The organism is Salmonella sp. 32020114201800008SM (genome assembly GCF_017572025.1).
Taxonomy (GTDB): domain Bacteria; phylum Pseudomonadota; class Gammaproteobacteria; order Enterobacterales; family Enterobacteriaceae; genus Salmonella; species Salmonella enterica.
Genome location: NZ_JAGEQM010000006.1, coordinates 216,945 through 234,413, shown reverse-complemented (window position 1 = coordinate 234,413; position 17,469 = coordinate 216,945). Strand labels below are relative to the sequence as shown.

General features: G+C 52.3%; 14 protein-coding genes and 6 tRNA genes. 11 read left to right on the top strand and 9 right to left on the bottom strand.

Annotated elements, in window-relative coordinates:
- Positions 1-46 precede the first annotated feature (46 nt).
- A complete protein-coding gene (ypdK, locus tag J4613_RS17105) occupies positions 47-118 on the top strand; it encodes a membrane protein YpdK (protein ID WP_010723117.1) in 72 nt (23 codons plus the stop codon).
- 49 nt (positions 119-167) lie between these two features.
- Here the strand turns inward: ypdK and alaC are convergent, their stop codons facing one another.
- Both alaC and glk read right to left on the bottom strand, forming a co-directional pair.
- On the bottom strand, positions 168-1,406 hold the full coding sequence (alaC, locus tag J4613_RS17100) for an alanine transaminase (protein ID WP_000763118.1): 1,239 nt from the start codon (positions 1,404-1,406) through the stop codon (positions 168-170).
- A gap of 722 nt (positions 1,407-2,128) precedes the next feature.
- The gene (glk, locus tag J4613_RS17095) at positions 2,129-3,094 is read right to left on the bottom strand and encodes a glucokinase (RefSeq protein WP_000170378.1); all 966 of its coding nucleotides are present in this window, start codon (positions 3,092-3,094) and stop codon (positions 2,129-2,131) included.
- A 203-nt stretch (positions 3,095-3,297) separates the two neighbouring features.
- Between glk and J4613_RS17090 the strand changes: the two genes are divergently transcribed.
- On the top strand, positions 3,298-4,533 hold the full coding sequence (locus J4613_RS17090) for an ion channel protein (RefSeq protein ID WP_000468920.1): 1,236 nt from the start codon (positions 3,298-3,300) through the stop codon (positions 4,531-4,533).
- A gap of 19 nt (positions 4,534-4,552) precedes the next feature.
- Here J4613_RS17090 and J4613_RS17085 read toward each other — a convergent pair whose 3' ends face one another.
- On the bottom strand, positions 4,553-6,205 hold the full coding sequence (locus J4613_RS17085; protein WP_001180860.1) for an alpha-keto acid decarboxylase family protein: 1,653 nt from the start codon (positions 6,203-6,205) through the stop codon (positions 4,553-4,555).
- 179 nt (positions 6,206-6,384) lie between these two features.
- On the opposite strand from J4613_RS17085, the gene mgrA reads away from it, so the two are divergent.
- Together mgrA and ypeC are read left to right on the top strand one after the other, a co-directional pair.
- Complete coding sequence (mgrA, locus tag J4613_RS17080) at positions 6,385-7,383, top strand: L-glyceraldehyde 3-phosphate reductase (RefSeq protein ID WP_000640287.1); 999 nt, start codon at positions 6,385-6,387, stop codon at positions 7,381-7,383.
- Between the two features lie 113 nt (positions 7,384-7,496).
- Entirely contained in the window at positions 7,497-7,823 is a 327-nt protein-coding gene (ypeC, locus tag J4613_RS17075) for a DUF2502 domain-containing protein YpeC (protein WP_000490091.1), read from the top strand.
- 60 nt (positions 7,824-7,883) lie between these two features.
- Here ypeC and J4613_RS17070 read toward each other — a convergent pair whose 3' ends face one another.
- Positions 7,884-9,125: an Nramp family divalent metal transporter gene (locus tag J4613_RS17070; RefSeq protein ID WP_000131735.1), complete on the bottom strand. Its 1,242-nt coding sequence runs from the start codon at positions 9,123-9,125 to the stop codon at positions 7,884-7,886.
- Between the two features lie 342 nt (positions 9,126-9,467).
- Here J4613_RS17070 and nupC point away from each other — a divergent pair, with 342 nt between their 5' ends.
- Positions 9,468-10,670 (top strand): nucleoside permease NupC, encoded by a 1,203-nt coding sequence (nupC, locus tag J4613_RS17065; RefSeq protein WP_000376347.1) that lies wholly within the window; start codon positions 9,468-9,470, stop codon positions 10,668-10,670.
- A 52-nt stretch (positions 10,671-10,722) separates the two neighbouring features.
- On the opposite strand, the gene J4613_RS17060 is transcribed toward nupC, so the two are convergent.
- The 3 genes from J4613_RS17060 to J4613_RS17050 form a co-directional block, all read right to left on the bottom strand.
- The gene (locus J4613_RS17060; RefSeq protein ID WP_001112948.1) at positions 10,723-12,912 is read right to left on the bottom strand and encodes a sensor domain-containing phosphodiesterase; all 2,190 of its coding nucleotides are present in this window, start codon (positions 12,910-12,912) and stop codon (positions 10,723-10,725) included.
- A 190-nt stretch (positions 12,913-13,102) separates the two neighbouring features.
- Positions 13,103-13,178: transfer RNA gene (locus J4613_RS17055), tRNA-Ala, on the bottom strand.
- 42 nt (positions 13,179-13,220) lie between these two features.
- Positions 13,221-13,296, bottom strand: a tRNA-Ala gene (locus tag J4613_RS17050).
- Positions 13,297-13,517: 221 nt separating this feature from the next.
- On the opposite strand from J4613_RS17050, the gene J4613_RS17045 reads away from it, so the two are divergent.
- Together J4613_RS17045 and J4613_RS17040 are read left to right on the top strand one after the other, a co-directional pair.
- Positions 13,518-13,880 (top strand): YfeC-like transcriptional regulator, encoded by a 363-nt coding sequence (locus tag J4613_RS17045; RefSeq protein WP_000472034.1) that lies wholly within the window; start codon positions 13,518-13,520, stop codon positions 13,878-13,880.
- Position 13,881: 1 nt separating this feature from the next.
- A complete protein-coding gene (locus J4613_RS17040) occupies positions 13,882-14,274 on the top strand; it encodes a YfeC-like transcriptional regulator (RefSeq protein WP_000826514.1) in 393 nt (130 codons plus the stop codon).
- Between the two features lie 53 nt (positions 14,275-14,327).
- Here J4613_RS17040 and gltX read toward each other — a convergent pair whose 3' ends face one another.
- Positions 14,328-15,743 carry a glutamate--tRNA ligase gene (gene gltX, locus J4613_RS17035; RefSeq protein ID WP_000695624.1) on the bottom strand — a complete coding sequence of 472 codons (1,416 nt, stop codon included), beginning with the start codon at positions 15,741-15,743 and terminating at the stop codon, positions 14,328-14,330.
- A 258-nt stretch (positions 15,744-16,001) separates the two neighbouring features.
- Here gltX and J4613_RS17030 point away from each other — a divergent pair.
- The 4 genes from J4613_RS17030 to J4613_RS17015 all read left to right on the top strand — a co-directional run bounded on the left by J4613_RS17030 (position 16,002) and on the right by J4613_RS17015 (position 16,395).
- A tRNA-Val gene (locus J4613_RS17030) sits at positions 16,002-16,077 on the top strand.
- Between the two features lie 45 nt (positions 16,078-16,122).
- A tRNA-Val gene (locus J4613_RS17025) sits at positions 16,123-16,198 on the top strand.
- A 41-nt stretch (positions 16,199-16,239) separates the two neighbouring features.
- Positions 16,240-16,315 (top strand) — tRNA-Val (locus tag J4613_RS17020).
- Positions 16,316-16,319: 4 nt separating this feature from the next.
- Positions 16,320-16,395 (top strand) — tRNA-Lys (locus J4613_RS17015).
- A gap of 162 nt (positions 16,396-16,557) precedes the next feature.
- Here J4613_RS17015 and J4613_RS17010 read toward each other — a convergent pair.
- Positions 16,558-17,442 carry a LysR family transcriptional regulator gene (locus tag J4613_RS17010; RefSeq protein WP_000438886.1) on the bottom strand — a complete coding sequence of 295 codons (885 nt, stop codon included), beginning with the start codon at positions 17,440-17,442 and terminating at the stop codon, positions 16,558-16,560.
- Between the last annotated feature and the right edge of the window lie 27 nt (positions 17,443-17,469).

Sequence of the window (17,469 nt, the reverse complement as noted above, 5' to 3'; positions counted from 1 at the left end):
GTGTAAGTTCATTTAGGCGTACGACAGGTACGCGGAGAGATGAAACGTGAAATATTTCTTTATGGGCATTTCATTTATGGTCATCGTTTGGGCCGGTACTTTCGCCCTGATGATTTAAAAGTACAATGCAAAGAAAAACAGGAGCCATGGGGCTCCTGTTTGCTTTTCTACTCCGTGCTCGCCTCAACGGGTTTTGGATGTGACGGCAGCACGCCATCGGCGCGGAACATCGCTTTAATCCCTCTGACGGCCTGGCGAATGCGGTCGCGATTCTCTATTAATGCAAAGCGTACATGGGTGTCGCCATAATCACCAAAGCCTATCCCTGGAGAAACACAAACCTTCGCCTCATTCAGCAGCTTCTTGGCAAACTCAAGCGACCCCATCGCCGCATATTGCTCCGGGATTTTCGCCCAGACGTACATTGAGGCTTTCGGCATTTCAACCATCCAGCCCGCCTCATGCAGCCCCTTCACCAGCACATCGCGACGACGTTTATACTGCTCGGCGATATCGCGCACGCACTGCTGATCGCCTTCCAGAGCGGCGATAGCCGCCACCTGAAGCGGGGTAAAGGTGCCATAATCGTGATAACTTTTAATGCGCGCCAGCGCGCTGACCAGGGTTTTATTACCCACCATAAACCCAATACGCCAGCCCGCCATATTATAGCTTTTCGACAGCGTGAAAAATTCGACCGCCACGTCGCGTGCGCCAGGCACCTGCATAATGGATGGCGCTTTCCAGCCGTCGTACACGATATCGGCATACGCCAGATCGTGCACCACCAGCACATCATAACGTTTAGCCAGAGCGACCACTTTTTCAAAAAATTCCAGTTCGACGCACTGGGCCGTAGGGTTAGATGGAAAACCCAAAATCATCATTTTCGGTTTCGGATAACTTTCGCGAATAGCGCGCTCCAGCTCGTTGAAGAAATCCACCCCCTCGACCAATGGAACCGAACGCACCTGCGCCCCGGCGATAACGGCGCCATAGATATGAATCGGGTAACTGGGGTTCGGCACCAGTACCGTATCGCCATGATCCAGCGTCGCCAGCATTAAATGCGCCAGTCCCTCTTTGGAACCGATGGTCACAATCGCTTCGGTTTCCGGATCGATATCGACATCATAACGTTCCTGATACCAGTGAGAAATCGCGCGGCGTAAACGCGGTATGCCGCGAGACGTGGAATAACCGTGCGTATCCGGACGCTGCGCGACGGTGCAAAGTTTTTCGACAATGTGGGGAGGGGTTGCGCCATCAGGATTACCCATACTGAAATCAATAATATCTTCACCGCGCCGACGCGCAGCCATTTTGAGTTCAGCGGTGATGTTAAAAACATAGGGCGGAAGGCGATCGATACGCGTAAAGCGACGTTCAGGGCGGAAGTCAGCCATAATATCCTCAGATTAACGTTAGCGCCCGGACCGTCCGAGCGACGCTGCCACGATGGTGGCTCCTTTAGAAAATAGCCTGAAAATTTTCTTCCTGTCGAGAGGCTAATGAAAATATTTTTTAGCGACGAAAAAAGAGGAACAAGCGTAAAAATTTACCTTTTAAGCATGTCAGTTATAGCATCAAACAAATCATATTATTAACAAATTGATATCATTGAATTTACGTAACGTAGCGCAGCCGACGATAATTTCCTGTCAATAAACCTTATCTCAAATAATCCCCTTTTGATTTTGTGGTTTTTCCTCTTTAACCAAAATCCTTACTAATGATAATGGTATTCGATCATGTCATATTGCGGTATTTTTCAGGGACATTTCCCCGAAAATGAGGATCCTTTCCAGCAAGATGCCGCGATGAAACCGTAAATAAGGCAGCGAACCGGATACGTATAGTAAAATAAATCCCTGTTTTCGCCTGACTAACCGCCATGACATGATGACTCAACGCGCTGGTGTTTGACCTTTCGCTCAGCAAGAGTAAAGTGAAATAATTCAGACAGTTGAAGCATTCATGCACAGGAAAGGCAATGAAAAAAACCGCGTGAGGCACGCGGTTTGAGACTGACAAGAGAATGTTTAATTGCCTGATGACGCTGCGCTTATCAGGCCTACAGATGACACACTTTTGTAGGCCGGATAAGGCGTTTATGCCACCATCTGGCTTATAGAATATGACCTAATGTCTGGCGCAGATGCGCGCCGGAGCCTAACAAGCCAGGGTTATCATGGACAATCAGATAGACCGGAATACCGTGTATATAATCTTTAAAGCGGCCTTTATCTTCAAAGCCACCACGGAAGCCGGACGCTTTAAAAAATTCCAGGAAGCGCGGGACAATACCGCCAGCGATATAAACGCCGCCAAATGTCCCCATGGTTAACGCCAGATCGCCGCCAAATCGCCCCATGATGACGCAAAAGAGCGACAACGCGCGGCGACAATCGATACAGCTATCCGCCAGGGCGCGTTCGGTAATATCTTTCGGGCGCAGATTTTCCGGCAGACGGTTGTCGGACTTAACAATCGCCCGGTAAAGATTCACCAGCCCCGGGCCAGACAGCACGCGCTCGGCGGAAACGTGGCCAATTTCGGCGCGCAATATTTCCAGAATCATAGCTTCTTCTTCGCTATTAGGCGCAAAATCGACATGCCCGCCTTCGCCCGGAAGGCTAATCCAACGCTTATCCACATGCACCAGATGCGCCACGCCCAAGCCGGTTCCCGCGCCATACACCGCAATAGGTTTGCCGTCTACCGGTTCGCCGCCGCCGAACTGAATTAAATGCTCTTTTTTCAGCATCGGGATCGCCATCGACACGGCGGTGAAATCGTTGATGATTTCCAGATGGCTAAAGCCGAGATTTTTTTTCATTTCCGCAATAGAAAAAGCCCAGGTATGGTTAGTCATCGCTACCCAGTCACCGGTAATCGGGCAGGCTATGGCGATACAACCATCTTCCACGCTGACGCTATGCTCATCGAGATAAACGCGCACCACGGCCTCAAGACTGGGATAATCCAGGCCGGAATACGTTTTGGCCTGCGAGATTTCTCCACTGGCGATATCACACAGGGCAAGACGCGCATTCGTGCCGCCTACATCTCCTACTAAAGCATACTTTGTCATTCTTCTACTGCTCCGCTAAAGTCAAAATAAGTCTTTGTCACACTGTAAATTCATGGGGGCATAACAACAACGGCCATCAGGCTGACTGCCTATAAATATAGATCTTCATCACAGAATTACTTTCTTGTTTCAGCACCAATTGCAGCAATGCCGTCGGGCAGGCTGTGCAAAATAGGTATACGACCCCGTGTAAGGAAGAGATTATGTTCCACCCGCGTGCCCGAACGATGCTGCTGCTGTCGCTCCCCGCGCTGATTATTGGCGTAGCGTCAAGCCTGGTTTTAATCGCTGCGATGAAAGTCGCGTCGGTTTTTCAGCAATTTCTTTGGCAACGACTGCCCACCAGCATCGGCATCGCTTATGATTCGCCGTTCTGGATAGTGGGTATGCTCACGCTAACCGGGATCGTGGTGGGTTTGATTATCCGTTACAGTCCCGGACACGCTGGCCCCGATCCGGCCATCGAACCGTTAATCAGTATGCCGGTCTCGCCATCTGCGCTACCCGGGCTGCTTCTCGCCTTAATCATCGGCCTTGCTGGTGGGGTAAGTTTGGGGCCAGAGCATCCGATAATGACAATAAATATCGCGCTGGCGGCGGCTTTCGGCTCCCGCCTGTTTCCGCGTATCACGGCGTTAGACTGGACGATTCTGGCCTCAGCGGGCACCATCGGCGCGCTGTTCGGCACGCCCGTCGCCGCAGCGCTGATTTTTTCGCAAACACTTAGCGGCTCTAACGATATTCCCATGTGGGATCGCCTGTTTGCGCCGTTAATGGCGGCAGCGGCGGGGTCACTCACCACCAGTCTGTTCTTTCATCCGCATTTTTCGTTACCCATCGCCCATTACACGCAGATGCGGCTGGTGGACATTGCCAGCGGAGCGATCGTCGCGGCGATCGCCATTGCCGCCGGGATGGTCGCCGTCTGGTGCCTTCCGCGTCTGCATGAGTTGCTGCACCGCCTGAAAAATCCGGTCCTGATTCTCGGCATTGGCGGTTTTATACTGGGTATTCTGGGCGTCATTGGCGGGCCGCTTACCCTGTTTAAAGGCCTGGACGAAATGCAACAAATGGCGTTTAGCCAGACGCTGGGCGCGGGAGATTATTTTACCTTAGCCGTCGTCAAACTCGCCGCGCTGGTCATCGCGGCGGCGAGCGGCTTTCGCGGCGGGCGCATTTTTCCGGCTGTGTTTATCGGCGCGGCGCTGGGGCTCATGCTCCATGCCCATGTTGAGGCCGTACCCGCGGCGATTACCGTCTCCTGCGCGATTCTTGGCTTAGTGCTGGTAGTGACGCGCGACGGCTGGCTCAGTCTGTTTATGGCGGCAGTCGTCGTACCGGATACCAATCTGCTGCCGCTGCTCTGCATTGTGATGCTCCCCGCCTGGCTATTGCTGGCGGGAAAACCGTTGCTGGCCGCCAACCGTCACGAACCCTAATCCGGCGCAGCGGGGGCCATTATCCCCCGTTGCGGGCTTCCAGCGCCCGGGTCACGGTACGCAGTAATTCCGGCAGATCGGCTTTTGGCAACATCACTTCAATAAATGACAGACGTTGTGGGCGCGCCAGACGTTCGAGGACCTCTGCCAGTTGGATAGCCTGCGTCACCCGCCAGCACTCCGCCTGTTGCGCCGCGTTTAGCGCCGGTGGTATCTGCGTCCAGTTCCAGCTCGCGATGTCGTTGTACCGCTGGGCCGCGCCGTGAATGGCGCGCTCTACGGTATAGCCGTCATTGTTGAGCAGCAGGATGACCGGCGCCTGCCCGTCGCGTAACATCGAGCCCATCTCCTGAATCGTGAGCTGCGCCGCGCCATCGCCAATAATCAGAATCACCCGCCGATCGGGGCAGGCGGTTTGCGCGCCAAACGCGGCGGGCAAGGAATAGCCGATAGATCCCCACAGCGGCTGTACCACAACTTCCGCGCCGTCAGGAAGCGACAGCGCGGCAGCGCCAAAAGCTGCAGTCCCCTGGTCGACAAGGATAATATCTCCGGGTTTGAGATACTGCTGTAAGGTTTGCCAGAAGCTTTCCTGGGTCAGTTCTCCCTTATCAATCCGCACTGGCTGTCCGGCGGAACGCGTCGGCGGCGGCGCAAAAGCGCATTCCAGGCACAGTTCGCGCAGCGTAGACACCGCCTGCGCCATCGGGAGGTTGAACCAGGTTTCGCCGATGCGCGACGCGTAAGGCTGAATCTCCAGCGTGCGTTCCGTCGGTAATTGTTGGGTGAATCCGGCCGTAAGGGTATCGACAAAACGGGTGCCGACGCAGATAACCCTATCGGCGTCCTCTATGGCCTGACGCACTTCTTTGCTGCTGGCGCCTGCGCTATAGGTGCCAACGAAGTTCGGGTGCTGTTCATCAAAAAGCCCCTTCCCCATCAGTAGTGTCGCATGAGCGATGGGCGTTTCCGCCATCCAGCGCTGCAACAGTGGTCGTAAACCAAAACGCCCGGCAAGAAAGTCGGCCAATAGCGCAATGCGCCGACTGTTCATCAGGCACTGACGGGCGTGGTAACGAAAAGCCGTCTCCACGCCGCTTTGCGCTTCATGCACGGGCAACGCCAGCGCCTGCGTAGGCGGGATGGCCGTTTTTTTCGCCACGTCGGCGGGCAACATGATGTATCCTGGCCTGCGTGCGGCAAGCATTTCACCCAATACGCGGTCAATCTCGAAGCAGGCGTTCTGTTCATCCAATATTGCGCTGGCAGCGGATATCGCCTGACTCATGCGATAAAAATGACGAAAATCGCCGTCGCCGAGGGTATGGTGCATCAATTCGCCACGCTGCTGCGCAGCGCTACAGGGCGCGCCGACGATATGCAAGACCGGGACATATTCCGCGTAACTGCCCGCGATACCGTTAATAGCGCTAAGTTCTCCCACGCCAAAGGTGGTGAGTAGCGCTCCAGCGCCCGACATGCGCGCATAGCCGTCCGCGGCATAAGCGGCGTTCAGCTCATTGGCGCATCCCACCCAACGCAGGGTCGGGTGGTCAATCACATGGTCAAGAAACTGCAAGTTATAATCGCCCGGTACGCCAAAAAGATGGCCAATGCCGCATCCTGCCAGTCTGTCCAGCAAATAGTCGGCCACGGTATAGGGGTTTTGCATGACAGCTTTCCTTCTGACGTTGACATTATGTTGAGTATTAAGGAATGCCGATGGCTGTCCAGCACGGTGGGGATGAAAGCCTGGAAAACAATGTTTACAGCGGCAAACAGTAAAAGCCGGATACCGCCTGGCGAGTGTAACCGTATACACTATTTATTCACGCCACAGGGGGAAAGGTCATGATTTATCAGCCCGATGAAAATCGTTATCACACAATGGAGTATCGTCGCTGCGGGCGCAGCGGCGTCAAACTTCCCGCCATTTCGCTGGGGTTATGGCACAACTTCGGCGATGCGACACGGGTAGAAAATAGCCGGGCGCTGCTGCAACGCGCGTTCGATCTGGGCATTACCCACTTTGATCTCGCCAATAATTATGGGCCGCCGCCGGGCTCCGCAGAATGCAATTTTGGCCGCATTCTGCAGGAAGATTTTTTACCGTGGCGTGATGAATTGATCATCTCCACCAAAGCGGGCTACACCATGTGGGATGGCCCTTATGGCGACTGGGGTTCACGGAAATACCTTATCGCCAGCCTCGATCAAAGCCTGAAACGTATGGGGCTGGAGTATGTCGATATCTTTTATCACCATCGTCCCGATCCCGAAACGCCGCTTAAAGAGACGATGAAAGCGTTAGATCACCTTGTGCGCCAGGGCAAAGCGTTGTACGTGGGGATCTCTAACTATCCTGCCGATCTGGCCAGACAAGCTATCGATATTCTGGAGGATCTCAGCACGCCTTGCCTGATTCATCAGCCTAAATATTCGCTTTTTGAGCGTTGGGTAGAGGACGGGCTGCTGGCGCTGTTGCAGGAAAAAGGCGTCGGTAGTATTGCCTTCTCGCCGCTGGCGGGCGGGCAGCTCACTGACCGTTATCTGAATGGCATTCCGGAAGATTCCCGCGCGGCGAGCGGAAGCCGTTTCCTTAAACCAGAACAGATTACCGCCGACAAACTGGAAAAAGTTCGCCGGTTGAATGAACTGGCCGCGCGACGGGGCCAAAAATTGTCTCAGATGGCGCTCGCCTGGGTGCTGCGTAACGATAACGTTACCTCGGTACTGATTGGCGCCAGCAAACCGTCGCAAATCGAAGATGCCGTGGGAATGCTGGCCAATCGCCGTTTTTCAGCGGCGGAATGTGCAGAAATTGACGCTATTCTGGAGGGCCGTTTTTAGCAAAAAATGCTCTCCTTCATGATTTAAGAGTTAAGGCGATGAAACAAATCTTTACTGCTTTGTAATATTGCATTAACAGGCCGGCGACGGCTCGATCGTGAAGGAGAGAAAGTATGTTCAGGTCACTGATTCTGGCGGCAGCCTTGCTGGCTTTTACACCGCTTGCCGCGAATGCGGGCGAAATCACCCTGTTGCCCTCAATAAAATTACAGATTGGCGATCGCGATGATTACGGTAACTACTGGGACGGTGGTCGCTGGCGCGACCGTGATTACTGGCACAACCATTATGAATGGCGTAAAAATCGCTGGTGGCGCCATGACAACGGCTATCATCGCGGCTGGGATAAGCGTAAAGCGTATGAACGCGGTTATCGGGAAGGCTGGCGCGATCGCGACGATCATCGCGGGCGAGGCCGGGGTCACAAACATCATCACTAAGCCTCCTGCTGAATAACAGCCCGATGACGCCCACGCATCGGGCCTGCTATCTTTCTGTCTTTATGACAATCCCATCACCGTTCCAACCAGCAACCAGATATTCAGGGCGACGACCAGCACGACAATTATCCAGCCAACCTGTTTTACCCGCCGCGTGTTCACCAGCTCGCCCATTAGCGTAGCGTTACTGGTGAAAATCAGGAGCGGCACCAGCGCCAGCGCAATACCAAAACTCAGCAGCACCTGGCTCATCACCAGAATTCGGGTAGGGTCCAGCCCCATCAAAATCACAATAAATGAGGGCAGCATGGTAATGGTGCGCCGTACCCACAGCGGAATGTGAAAACGGACAAACCCTTGCATCACCACCTGCCCCGCCAGAGTCCCTACCACGGTGGAGGAAAGCCCTGCCGCAACCAGACTAAGACCAAACACTGTTGCCGCCGCATGGCTTAGTAACGGTTCCAGCGTCAGGTATGCCTGATCGAGGTCGGCGATGCCAGTGTGGCCGCTAAAATGAAACGCCGCCGCGGCGGTCGCCATCATTGCCAGATTGACAAAACCGGCAATCGTCATGGCAATAGCGACATCCCATTTCGTTGCTGAGTACCGTTGTTGCCGCGTTCCGCCGTGCAGATGCTGTGTTAATGACGAGTGCAGATAAATCACGTGCGGCATAATCGTCGCGCCAAGCACGCCGGCGGCTAAGAATACGGCTTCCGGGTTCGGTAGCGCCGGGATAACCATTCCTTTGCCGAGCTGCGCCATATCAGGCTGAGAGAAAAACAGTTCCACAATGTAAGCGGCGGCGACAAAAAGCAGTAAACCGCCGATGACTTTTTCAAGCGGTTTTTGACCGCGGCGTTGTAACATTAAAATCAGAAACGTCGCGATACCGGTCAATACCGCGCCCTGTAATAAAGAGACGCCCAGGATCAGCTTAAAACCTATTGCCGCGCCGATAAATTCAGCTAAATCGGTGGCCATCGCGATGATTTCCGCCTGTACCCAGTAAAACCAGACTACCGGGCGCGGATAATGGTCGCGAATTTGCTCCGCCAGGTTCTTGCCCGTGGCGATTCCGAGTTTTGCCGAGAGGATTTGAATCAGCATCGCCATCAGGTTCGCCCAGACCACCACCCAGAGTAGCTGGTAGCCAAAGCTGGCGCCGGCCTGAATATTGGTCGCGAAGTTACCAGGATCGATATAACCAATCGCGGCAATGAACGCAGGTCCCATTAATGCGAGCCTTAGCTTGCGCGCCGCCCGTCCGCTGCTATTCTCTACGCGATTGTCAGTCATCTTTTGCCTCAAAAACATAGCCTTTGCTATGTTTCATGCTATGTTTATTGATAATGATTATCAAGTGCATTTCAATGGGTACGGGTGATTACTTTGATAGTGTGAAACGATAGACCGATACGATGACGACCTGTATCAGAACAGTTTGGCTTAACATTACAAGATTAGCACACTGATATAACTTTTCATTTTCATATTCAGTACAGTAAAAGTGTATTACAGATCACTAATTTTGAATCTCGTCACAGGTCCTTATTATAGTGTGTGTTGGATCTCGTTTTCTTTACGGCTGTTGCATAGAATGTGCACGAAAATTAAACCTGCCTCATATTTGGAGCAAATATGGACCGCGTCCTTCATTTTGTCCTGGCGCTTGCCGTTGTTGCGGTACTCGCACTGCTGGTTAGCAGCGACCGTAAAAAAATTCGCATTCGTTACGTCATTCAGTTACTTGTTATCGAAGTATTACTGGCCTGGTTCTTCCTGAACTCGGATGTTGGCCTTGGCTTCGTAAAAGGTTTCTCCGAGATGTTTGAAAAACTGCTCGGATTTGCCAACGAAGGGACAAACTTCGTCTTTGGCAGTATGAACGATCAAGGTTTGGCGTTCTTCTTCCTGAAAGTATTGTGCCCGATCGTCTTTATTTCCGCGTTGATCGGTATTCTCCAGCATATCCGTGTTCTGCCAGTGGTCATCCGCGCTATTGGTTTCCTGCTGTCCAAAGTAAACGGTATGGGCAAACTGGAATCTTTTAACGCCGTCAGCTCGCTGATCCTCGGTCAGTCTGAGAACTTTATCGCTTATAAAGATATCCTCGGCAAAATGTCCCGTAACCGCATGTACACCATGGCTGCAACGGCGATGTCTACCGTTTCCATGTCTATCGTGGGCGCGTATATGACCATGCTGGACCCTAAATATGTGGTCGCAGCGCTGGTTCTGAACATGTTCAGCACCTTTATCGTTCTGTCGCTGATCAACCCCTATGTCGTTGATGCCAGCGAAGAAAATATTCAGATGTCGAACCTGCATGAAGGCCAAAGTTTCTTCGAAATGCTGGGCGAGTACATTCTGGCAGGTTTTAAAGTGGCGATTATCGTCGCGGCGATGCTGATCGGTTTCATCGCGCTGATCGCGGCGCTGAACGCGCTGTTCGCAACGGTTACCGGTTGGTTCGGCTACAGCATCTCCTTCCAGGGCATTCTGGGTTACATCTTCTACCCGGTCGCATGGGTAATGGGCGTACCGTCCAGTGAAGCGCTGCAGGTAGGAAGTATCATGGCGACCAAACTGGTTTCCAACGAATTCGTGGCGATGATGGATCTGCAGAAAATCGCCTCTACCCTCTCTCCACGCGCTGAAGGCATTATCTCCGTCTTCCTGGTGTCCTTCGCGAACTTCTCTTCCATCGGTATTATTGCGGGCGCGATTAAAGGCCTGAACGAAGAGCAAGGCAACGTGGTTTCCCGTTTTGGTCTGAAACTGGTTTACGGTTCTACGCTGGTGAGCGTACTGTCCGCCTCTATCGCGGCGCTGGTACTGTAAGTCTGCGTTTAATGTAGAAACCGGGGAGCTATCCCCGGTTTTTTTATGCCGCTTATTTGCCTAACGGGCGCGGGCGGCCAATCAGATATCCCTGCAAACTGTGTACGCCAAGCTGCAATAGCAGATCGCGCTGCGCAGGCGTTTCAACAAACTCAGCCACGACGCTCAACGATTTCGCTTTCGCTAAATCAGTGATGGATTTCACGATCATCGCATCCAGGGAGTCCGTCAGAATATCTTTTACGAAACAACCGTCGATTTTAATGATGTCCGCCTTGAGGCGTTTTAGCCGTTCATAGTTTGCATAGCCGGTGCCGAAATCATCAATGGCGATTTTTAGGCCAAACTTACGCAGCTGGTTGATATTGTGCATACTGATTTCGGAATGAGAGAAGGCCTGTTCTTCAGTAATTTCGATGATGACCGAAGCAGGCGGGACGCCATAGCGTTTAAAAAGCTGCATAATGCGCGACGCCGTCTCTTTTTGCAGCAGCGTCAGCGGCATCAAATTAACCGAGAAACGCGCCCCCTGCTCCGCCGAAGGATGCGCGGACAACCATTGCAGGAGCGCTTCCATCACCTGCATATCAAACCGTACACTCAGGTTAAACTGGGCGATAAGCGGAATGAACTGATTCGGCATCATGATACCGTCGTCGCACCGAAGCCGCGTCAGAATCTCGTCATACCCTTTTCCCTGCGCGTCGCGAATGGGTTGCGCATACAAAACCAGCGCGCCGCGCTCCAGCGCCTGACGGATTTTCTGCAACCGCAGCACCCGTTCCGTCGTCTGCCCGGAAGCGGCTTCAATACTCTGGGTCAGTGCAAGCACCCGACGGTGCGAACAGGATTGTTCCGCCAGCCAGCTTAATTGCCCCAACAGCGGTTGCAAGGTTTCCTGGCGACCATCGAATGTTCCCCACGATGCGCCATATTCCATGTCCAGACCGGTATTGTTCCAGTAAATTTTGCGGTTATTAAGCACATTGAGCATATATTGCAGGCGGGCTTCCGTCTCCGGTCCCGTCAATACCAGCAATAATTCACTGCCCGGCAGATGGAAAATTTTCTCCTTTTCCAGCAGCAGCGGCTGCAACACGCGAAACACCTCGCGTTCGCAATGCACGCGCATCTGCATACCGTAATGACGGCTCAGAAATTCCAGGTTTTCCATGCGTAGATAACACACGCTTTGCCCGGCATCCTGTAAAAGAAACTGCTCCAGCGCGCGCAGGTTAGGCAGTTGCGTCAACGGATCGGTCAATGCCTGCGAGTGCCACTGTCGATTCAACCATTCGCTACGCTGATTAATCCGCGCCATGTACAACAAACAAATACTAAAAGAAATGAGAACTGAAAGGATAAATGCCAGCGAATATTCTGAACCCACGCCCTGCAGAAAATTGCGGTTATAGCTAAGCAGGAATAGCGCAGTGAGAGCCCAACTAAAATTCAACAGCGGATAGCTGATTTTCCCCACGCCGATGGTAAATCCAATGAACAGAACTGGCACCAGATAGCCAGCAATATACTTTGTCTCGAAAGGCGTACACAGCACCGCTAATAGCGTCGCCAGAGTGGCAAACCAGAGAAGCGTAAACAGGCGTTTTTCTTTGGCGAGATAAGGAGCGACATCCCTCCGCCAGAAAATACGCATATAGTGCGGGCTGACTATCATCCGCAGCGGATAATAGAAAAAGAGGGTAAAAATAAGCGCGGCAGAAATCAGACTCAATAAATCGACAATCGAGAAAATAGCGGTGCCGGTGCCAAAGAAGGTAGAGATGGTCACCGGGAAAGCCAGGTAGTGCCCCGCCAGATGCATACTGATTTTTATACCAAACGGCGTCATTAACCCTAACCAGAAAACGCGTAGCCAGATGCCTTGGTTGGGTATTCCGTAGCGCCAGCGCGCGCCCAGCTGCCAGCGTACGATAGCGCAAACCAGCAACACGGGAAACGTCTGGCAAAATAGCAGCACCATCGCCTGTGGCAGAGGTAAATGAAAATTCCATTCATTAGTCAACATCATTCCGCCTACCATCGGCGCGACGCCACGGCGGCCAAATAAAAACAGCACGGAAAACATGACGCAGAGCGGTAGCCAGGCCAGAAAGATATAGCTGGAATCAATTGTGGCGCGGGGAGAAATGAGACGAGATAACAGAATAGCCGGAACGGTCAGGCAGAAGGCCAGTAAGAATATTTTTATATTTTTTAATACGTTACACTTATCCGGCATTGCTTTAATGCTCACATCATTATATAAGGCGCATGAATAATAAGTATATTCGCATTATGAAGCAATCTAACAAAAGCTCATATTGACCGCAAAAGCAGCGGCAAACAAACGCACCTGAAGAGCAGATCAGAGGCCATAAATTTTGTGACAAAAAGCAAAAACCCCCGCTTTTCAGCGAGGGTTTGAATGTTGGTGGAGCTAAGCGGGATCGAACCGCTGACCTCTTGCATGCCATGCAAGCGCTCTCCCAGCTGAGCTATAGCCCCATAGTGCTTTTACGTATACGCCAAATTTATCGGGAGTAAATTTGGTGGAGCTAAGCGGGATCGAACCGCTGACCTCTTGCATGCCATGCAAGCGCTCTCCCAGCTGAGCTATAGCCCCACTACGTAAAGCTTGTCGAGTTGACGGGCGGCATCATATGAATTCCCTCGGCATGTGTCAACGGCAAAATGAACTTGCCGAATTCAATCGCTGAAAAAGCATTCAAATAAAGGACATTGCGGCACAACTCGCATTCAGTAGTTAAACACGTCACGGTTTCGACTAAAATGGTGCTATAAAATGAACCACTAATTAACCCCACGACTATTCAGGGAATCGTTATGTTCAAGGAACGGATGACGCCAGAAGAACTCGCTAATCTCACCGGTTACAGCCGACAAACCATCAATAAATGGGTACGGAAAGAAGGCTGGGCAACATCGCCCAAACCTGGCGTCCAGGGCGGTAAAGCCCGTCTGGTTCATGTAAACGAACAGGTTCGTGAATATATCCGCAGCGCTGAACGTTCAGTTGACCATCACGCAGACACATTCACGCCTGCCAGCAACGCATCGCTTGAAGCGCTGCTCATGACGCTCGCCAAAGAGATGACCTCATCCGAGCAGAAACAGTTTACCTCTCTCCTCGTGCGTGAAGGGATTACCGGTTTGTTACAACGCTTAGGGATACGCGATAGCAAATAATATGAAAAGATTACGCAGTAAAATGACCACTGAAGAGCTGGCTGAATGCCTCGGCGTGGCCAGACAAACCGTCAATCGCTGGATCAGAGAACAACACTGGAAAACCGAAAAATTTCCCGGCGTCAAAGGCGGACGCGCAAGACTCATCCATATTGATGCCAGCGTGCGGGAGTTTATTCTCAATATTCCGGCTTTTCGCAAACTGCCTGCGTTTTATCAGGCGGAAGAGGCTTTCGCAGAATATGCGAACGCGGCGCACAGTCACGCTTATCGACAAATTATTGATGCCGTTGAAAATATGTCTGCTCAGGAACAGGAAAAACTGGCGCTGTTTTTATCGCGGGAAGGTATTCGCGGATTTCTGACGCGTTTAGGTATCAATGAGGCGGACTAACAAATAATAAACGGCAGGCGTCTGCCCTGCCGTTTATTCTATTTCAGCTGGCGTTACTGCTGACTTTCACGCTCGGCGATAAAGCCCAGCGCTTTGTTGATACGCTCAATGCTGCGGGTTTTACCAATCGCATGTACGGTGACATCCAGCGCAGGCGACTGCCCGGCACCGGTCACAGCCACACGCAGCGGCATCCCCACTTTACCCATCCCCACTTCCAGCTCATCCGCCGTGGCCTGAATCGCGTGGTGGACGTTTTCTGCTGACCAGTCCGTAATCTCCGACAGCTTGTCGCGCACCACTTCCAGCGGCTGACGCGCCACCGGGCGGAGGTGTTTTTTCGCCGCATCGGCGTCAAACTCGCTGAAGTCTTCATAGAAGTAGCGGCAGCTCTGCGCCATCTCTTTCAGAGTTTTGCAGCGCTCGCCCAGCAACTTCACCAGTTCAGCAAGCTGCGGGCCGTTACGGGTGTCGATATTTTCCTGCTCGATATGCCACTGCAAATGCGTCGCCACATATTCCGGCGCCAGCGTATTGATATAGTGGTGGTTCAGCCACAGCAGTTTATCGGTGTTGAACGCGCTCGCAGACTTGCTCACCGCACCGAGGGAGAACAGTTTAATCATCTCTTCGCGGGTGAAGATCTCCTGATCGCCGCTGGACCAGCCCAGACGCACCAGATAGTTCAGCAACGCTTCCGGCAGATAACCGTCATCGCGATACTGCATCACGCTCACCGCACCGTGACGTTTAGACAGCTTTTTACCGTCGTCGCCGTTAATCATCGACACATGCGCGTACATCGGCACCGGCGCGTTTAACGCTTTCAGAATGTTAATCTGGCGCGGAGTATTGTTGATATGGTCTTCGCCACGAATCACATGGGTAATTTCCATATCCCAGTCGTCCACCACCACACAGAAGTTGTAGGTCGGCGAACCGTCGGTACGACGAATGATCAGATCGTCCAGTTCCTGATTGCTGAATTCGATCGGCCCACGGATCTGATCATCAAAAATAACGGAACCGTCCTGCGGGTTAGCAAAGCGCACCACGCATGGCTCATCGTCGGCATGATGTTCGTGACTGTGACGGCAACGCCCGTCATAACGCGGCTTCTCGCCTTTCGCCATCTGATCTTCACGCAGTTGCTCCAGACGCTCTTTAGAGCAGTAGCATTTATAGGCTGTTCCCGCCTCCAGCATCTCGTCAATCACCGCGTTATAGCGATCAAAACGTTTGGTCTGGAAATATGGGCCTTCGTCCCATTCCAGGTTCAGCCAGTTCATACCATCCATGATGGCTTCAATGGCTTCCGGCGTGGAACGCTCAAGATCGGTGTCTTCAATACGCAGCACGAACTCACCGCCGTGGTGACGTGCGAAAAGCCAGGAATAAAGAGCAGTACGCGCGCCGCCGACGTGCAGATAACCTGTCGGGCTAGGCGCGAAGCGAGTTTTGATTTTCATGAAATGGCCTTACGTTTATAAAGATGCCGACAACCGGCAAATCCTGGAAAGATGAATAGCCTTGTATTCTATCACTGTGGCTTGATTCCTCAATGTTGATCCGGTCAGAACGCTGCGCTTTGCTATTTCCGTATAGAAATCATGCAGTGCGGGGTAATTCACGATCGTTTTGTTTAATTTTACGACGAACAAACAAAAACTTTAGAAAATGCGTTGACTCATTTTCAACTCTCCCTATAATGCGACTCCACACAGCGGGGGTGATTAGCTCAGCTGGGAGAGCACCTCCCTTACAAGGAGGGGGTCGGCGGTTCGATCCCGTCATCACCCACCAACTACTTTATGTAGTCTCCGCCGTGTAGATAAGAAATTGAGAAGTGGGTGATTAGCTCAGCTGGGAGAGCACCTCCCTTACAAGGAGGGGGTCGGCGGTTCGATCCCGTCATCACCCACCACTTTCTCGCCAGCTAAATTTCTTATTGTGAAGTACCGAAGTGGGTGATTAGCTCAGCTGGGAGAGCACCTCCCTTACAAGGAGGGGGTCGGCGGTTCGATCCCGTCATCACCCACCACTTCGGGTCGTTAGCTCAGTTGGTAGAGCAGTTGACTTTTAATCAATTGGTCGCAGGTTCGAATCCTGCACGACCCACCAATGTAAAAAAGCGCCCTAAAGGCGCTTTTTTGCTATCTGCGATATGGAAGATTCGAACCTGCAGCAGGTTCGGGTCTTGCCTGATGCGCTGCGCTTATCAGGCCTACAGACGACACCGCCGCGTAGGCCGGATAAGACGTTAGTCGCCATCCGGCACAGACATCATACCGTCAACGCCGCCACCAGTTTCTCCAGTGCTGGCGTTGCCTGCTGCTGGTCATACACAATATACAAATCCGCCGGAATACGTTCCTCTAACGGACGGAACACCACACCCGGCCAGCTCATTTGCGCATAGCCATCAGCCATCAACGTAATCCCGATCCCCATACTGATCATCGCCAACACCGTTTGCGGCTCAACCACTTCCCGAATAATCATTGGCGAGAAACCCGCCTGTTGGCATACACGTTGTAAAAATCCCCAATCAGAATGTACGGAAGGCAACGTAACAAAATATTCATTGCGCAACGCCGACAGCGGCACAGAATCTCTGGATGCCAGATCGTGATCTTCCGGAACTGCAACCATGAATGCAGATTCATGCAAACGTATGCTGGTAAAACCGACTGCTGGTTCGATAGCCATACGCCAGATCCCTGCATCAAGTTCCCGACGCTCTAACAACGCCATTTGCATACCTGGAGACTTTTCGCGAAAAAGTACTTCAACATTGGGATTTGCTTTCAAAAAGTGACGCATCGCAGGACGCATTCTTCCCCACAGCGCCGTACCAACCACACCCAGTTCAATGCGCCCCGCTTCACCGCGACCAATCTGCTCCACTCGCGCCAGCGCCTGATTTGCATTGGCTAACAAGCGACGTGACTCCTCCATTAAAACTTTCCCGGCATGGGTTAATGCAACGCTGCGGGAATGACGAATAAACAGCAATGTACCCAGTTGCTGTTCAAGTTCTTTGATATGGATACTCAAGGGAGGTTGTGACATATTTAACCGGGCAGCAGCCCGGCCAAAATGCAATTCTTCTGCAACAGCGAGGAAATAACGTAATAGCTTTAGATCAATACGATGGGCTCGTTCCATCACTATCGCACTCCAGGAGTAAGGGAT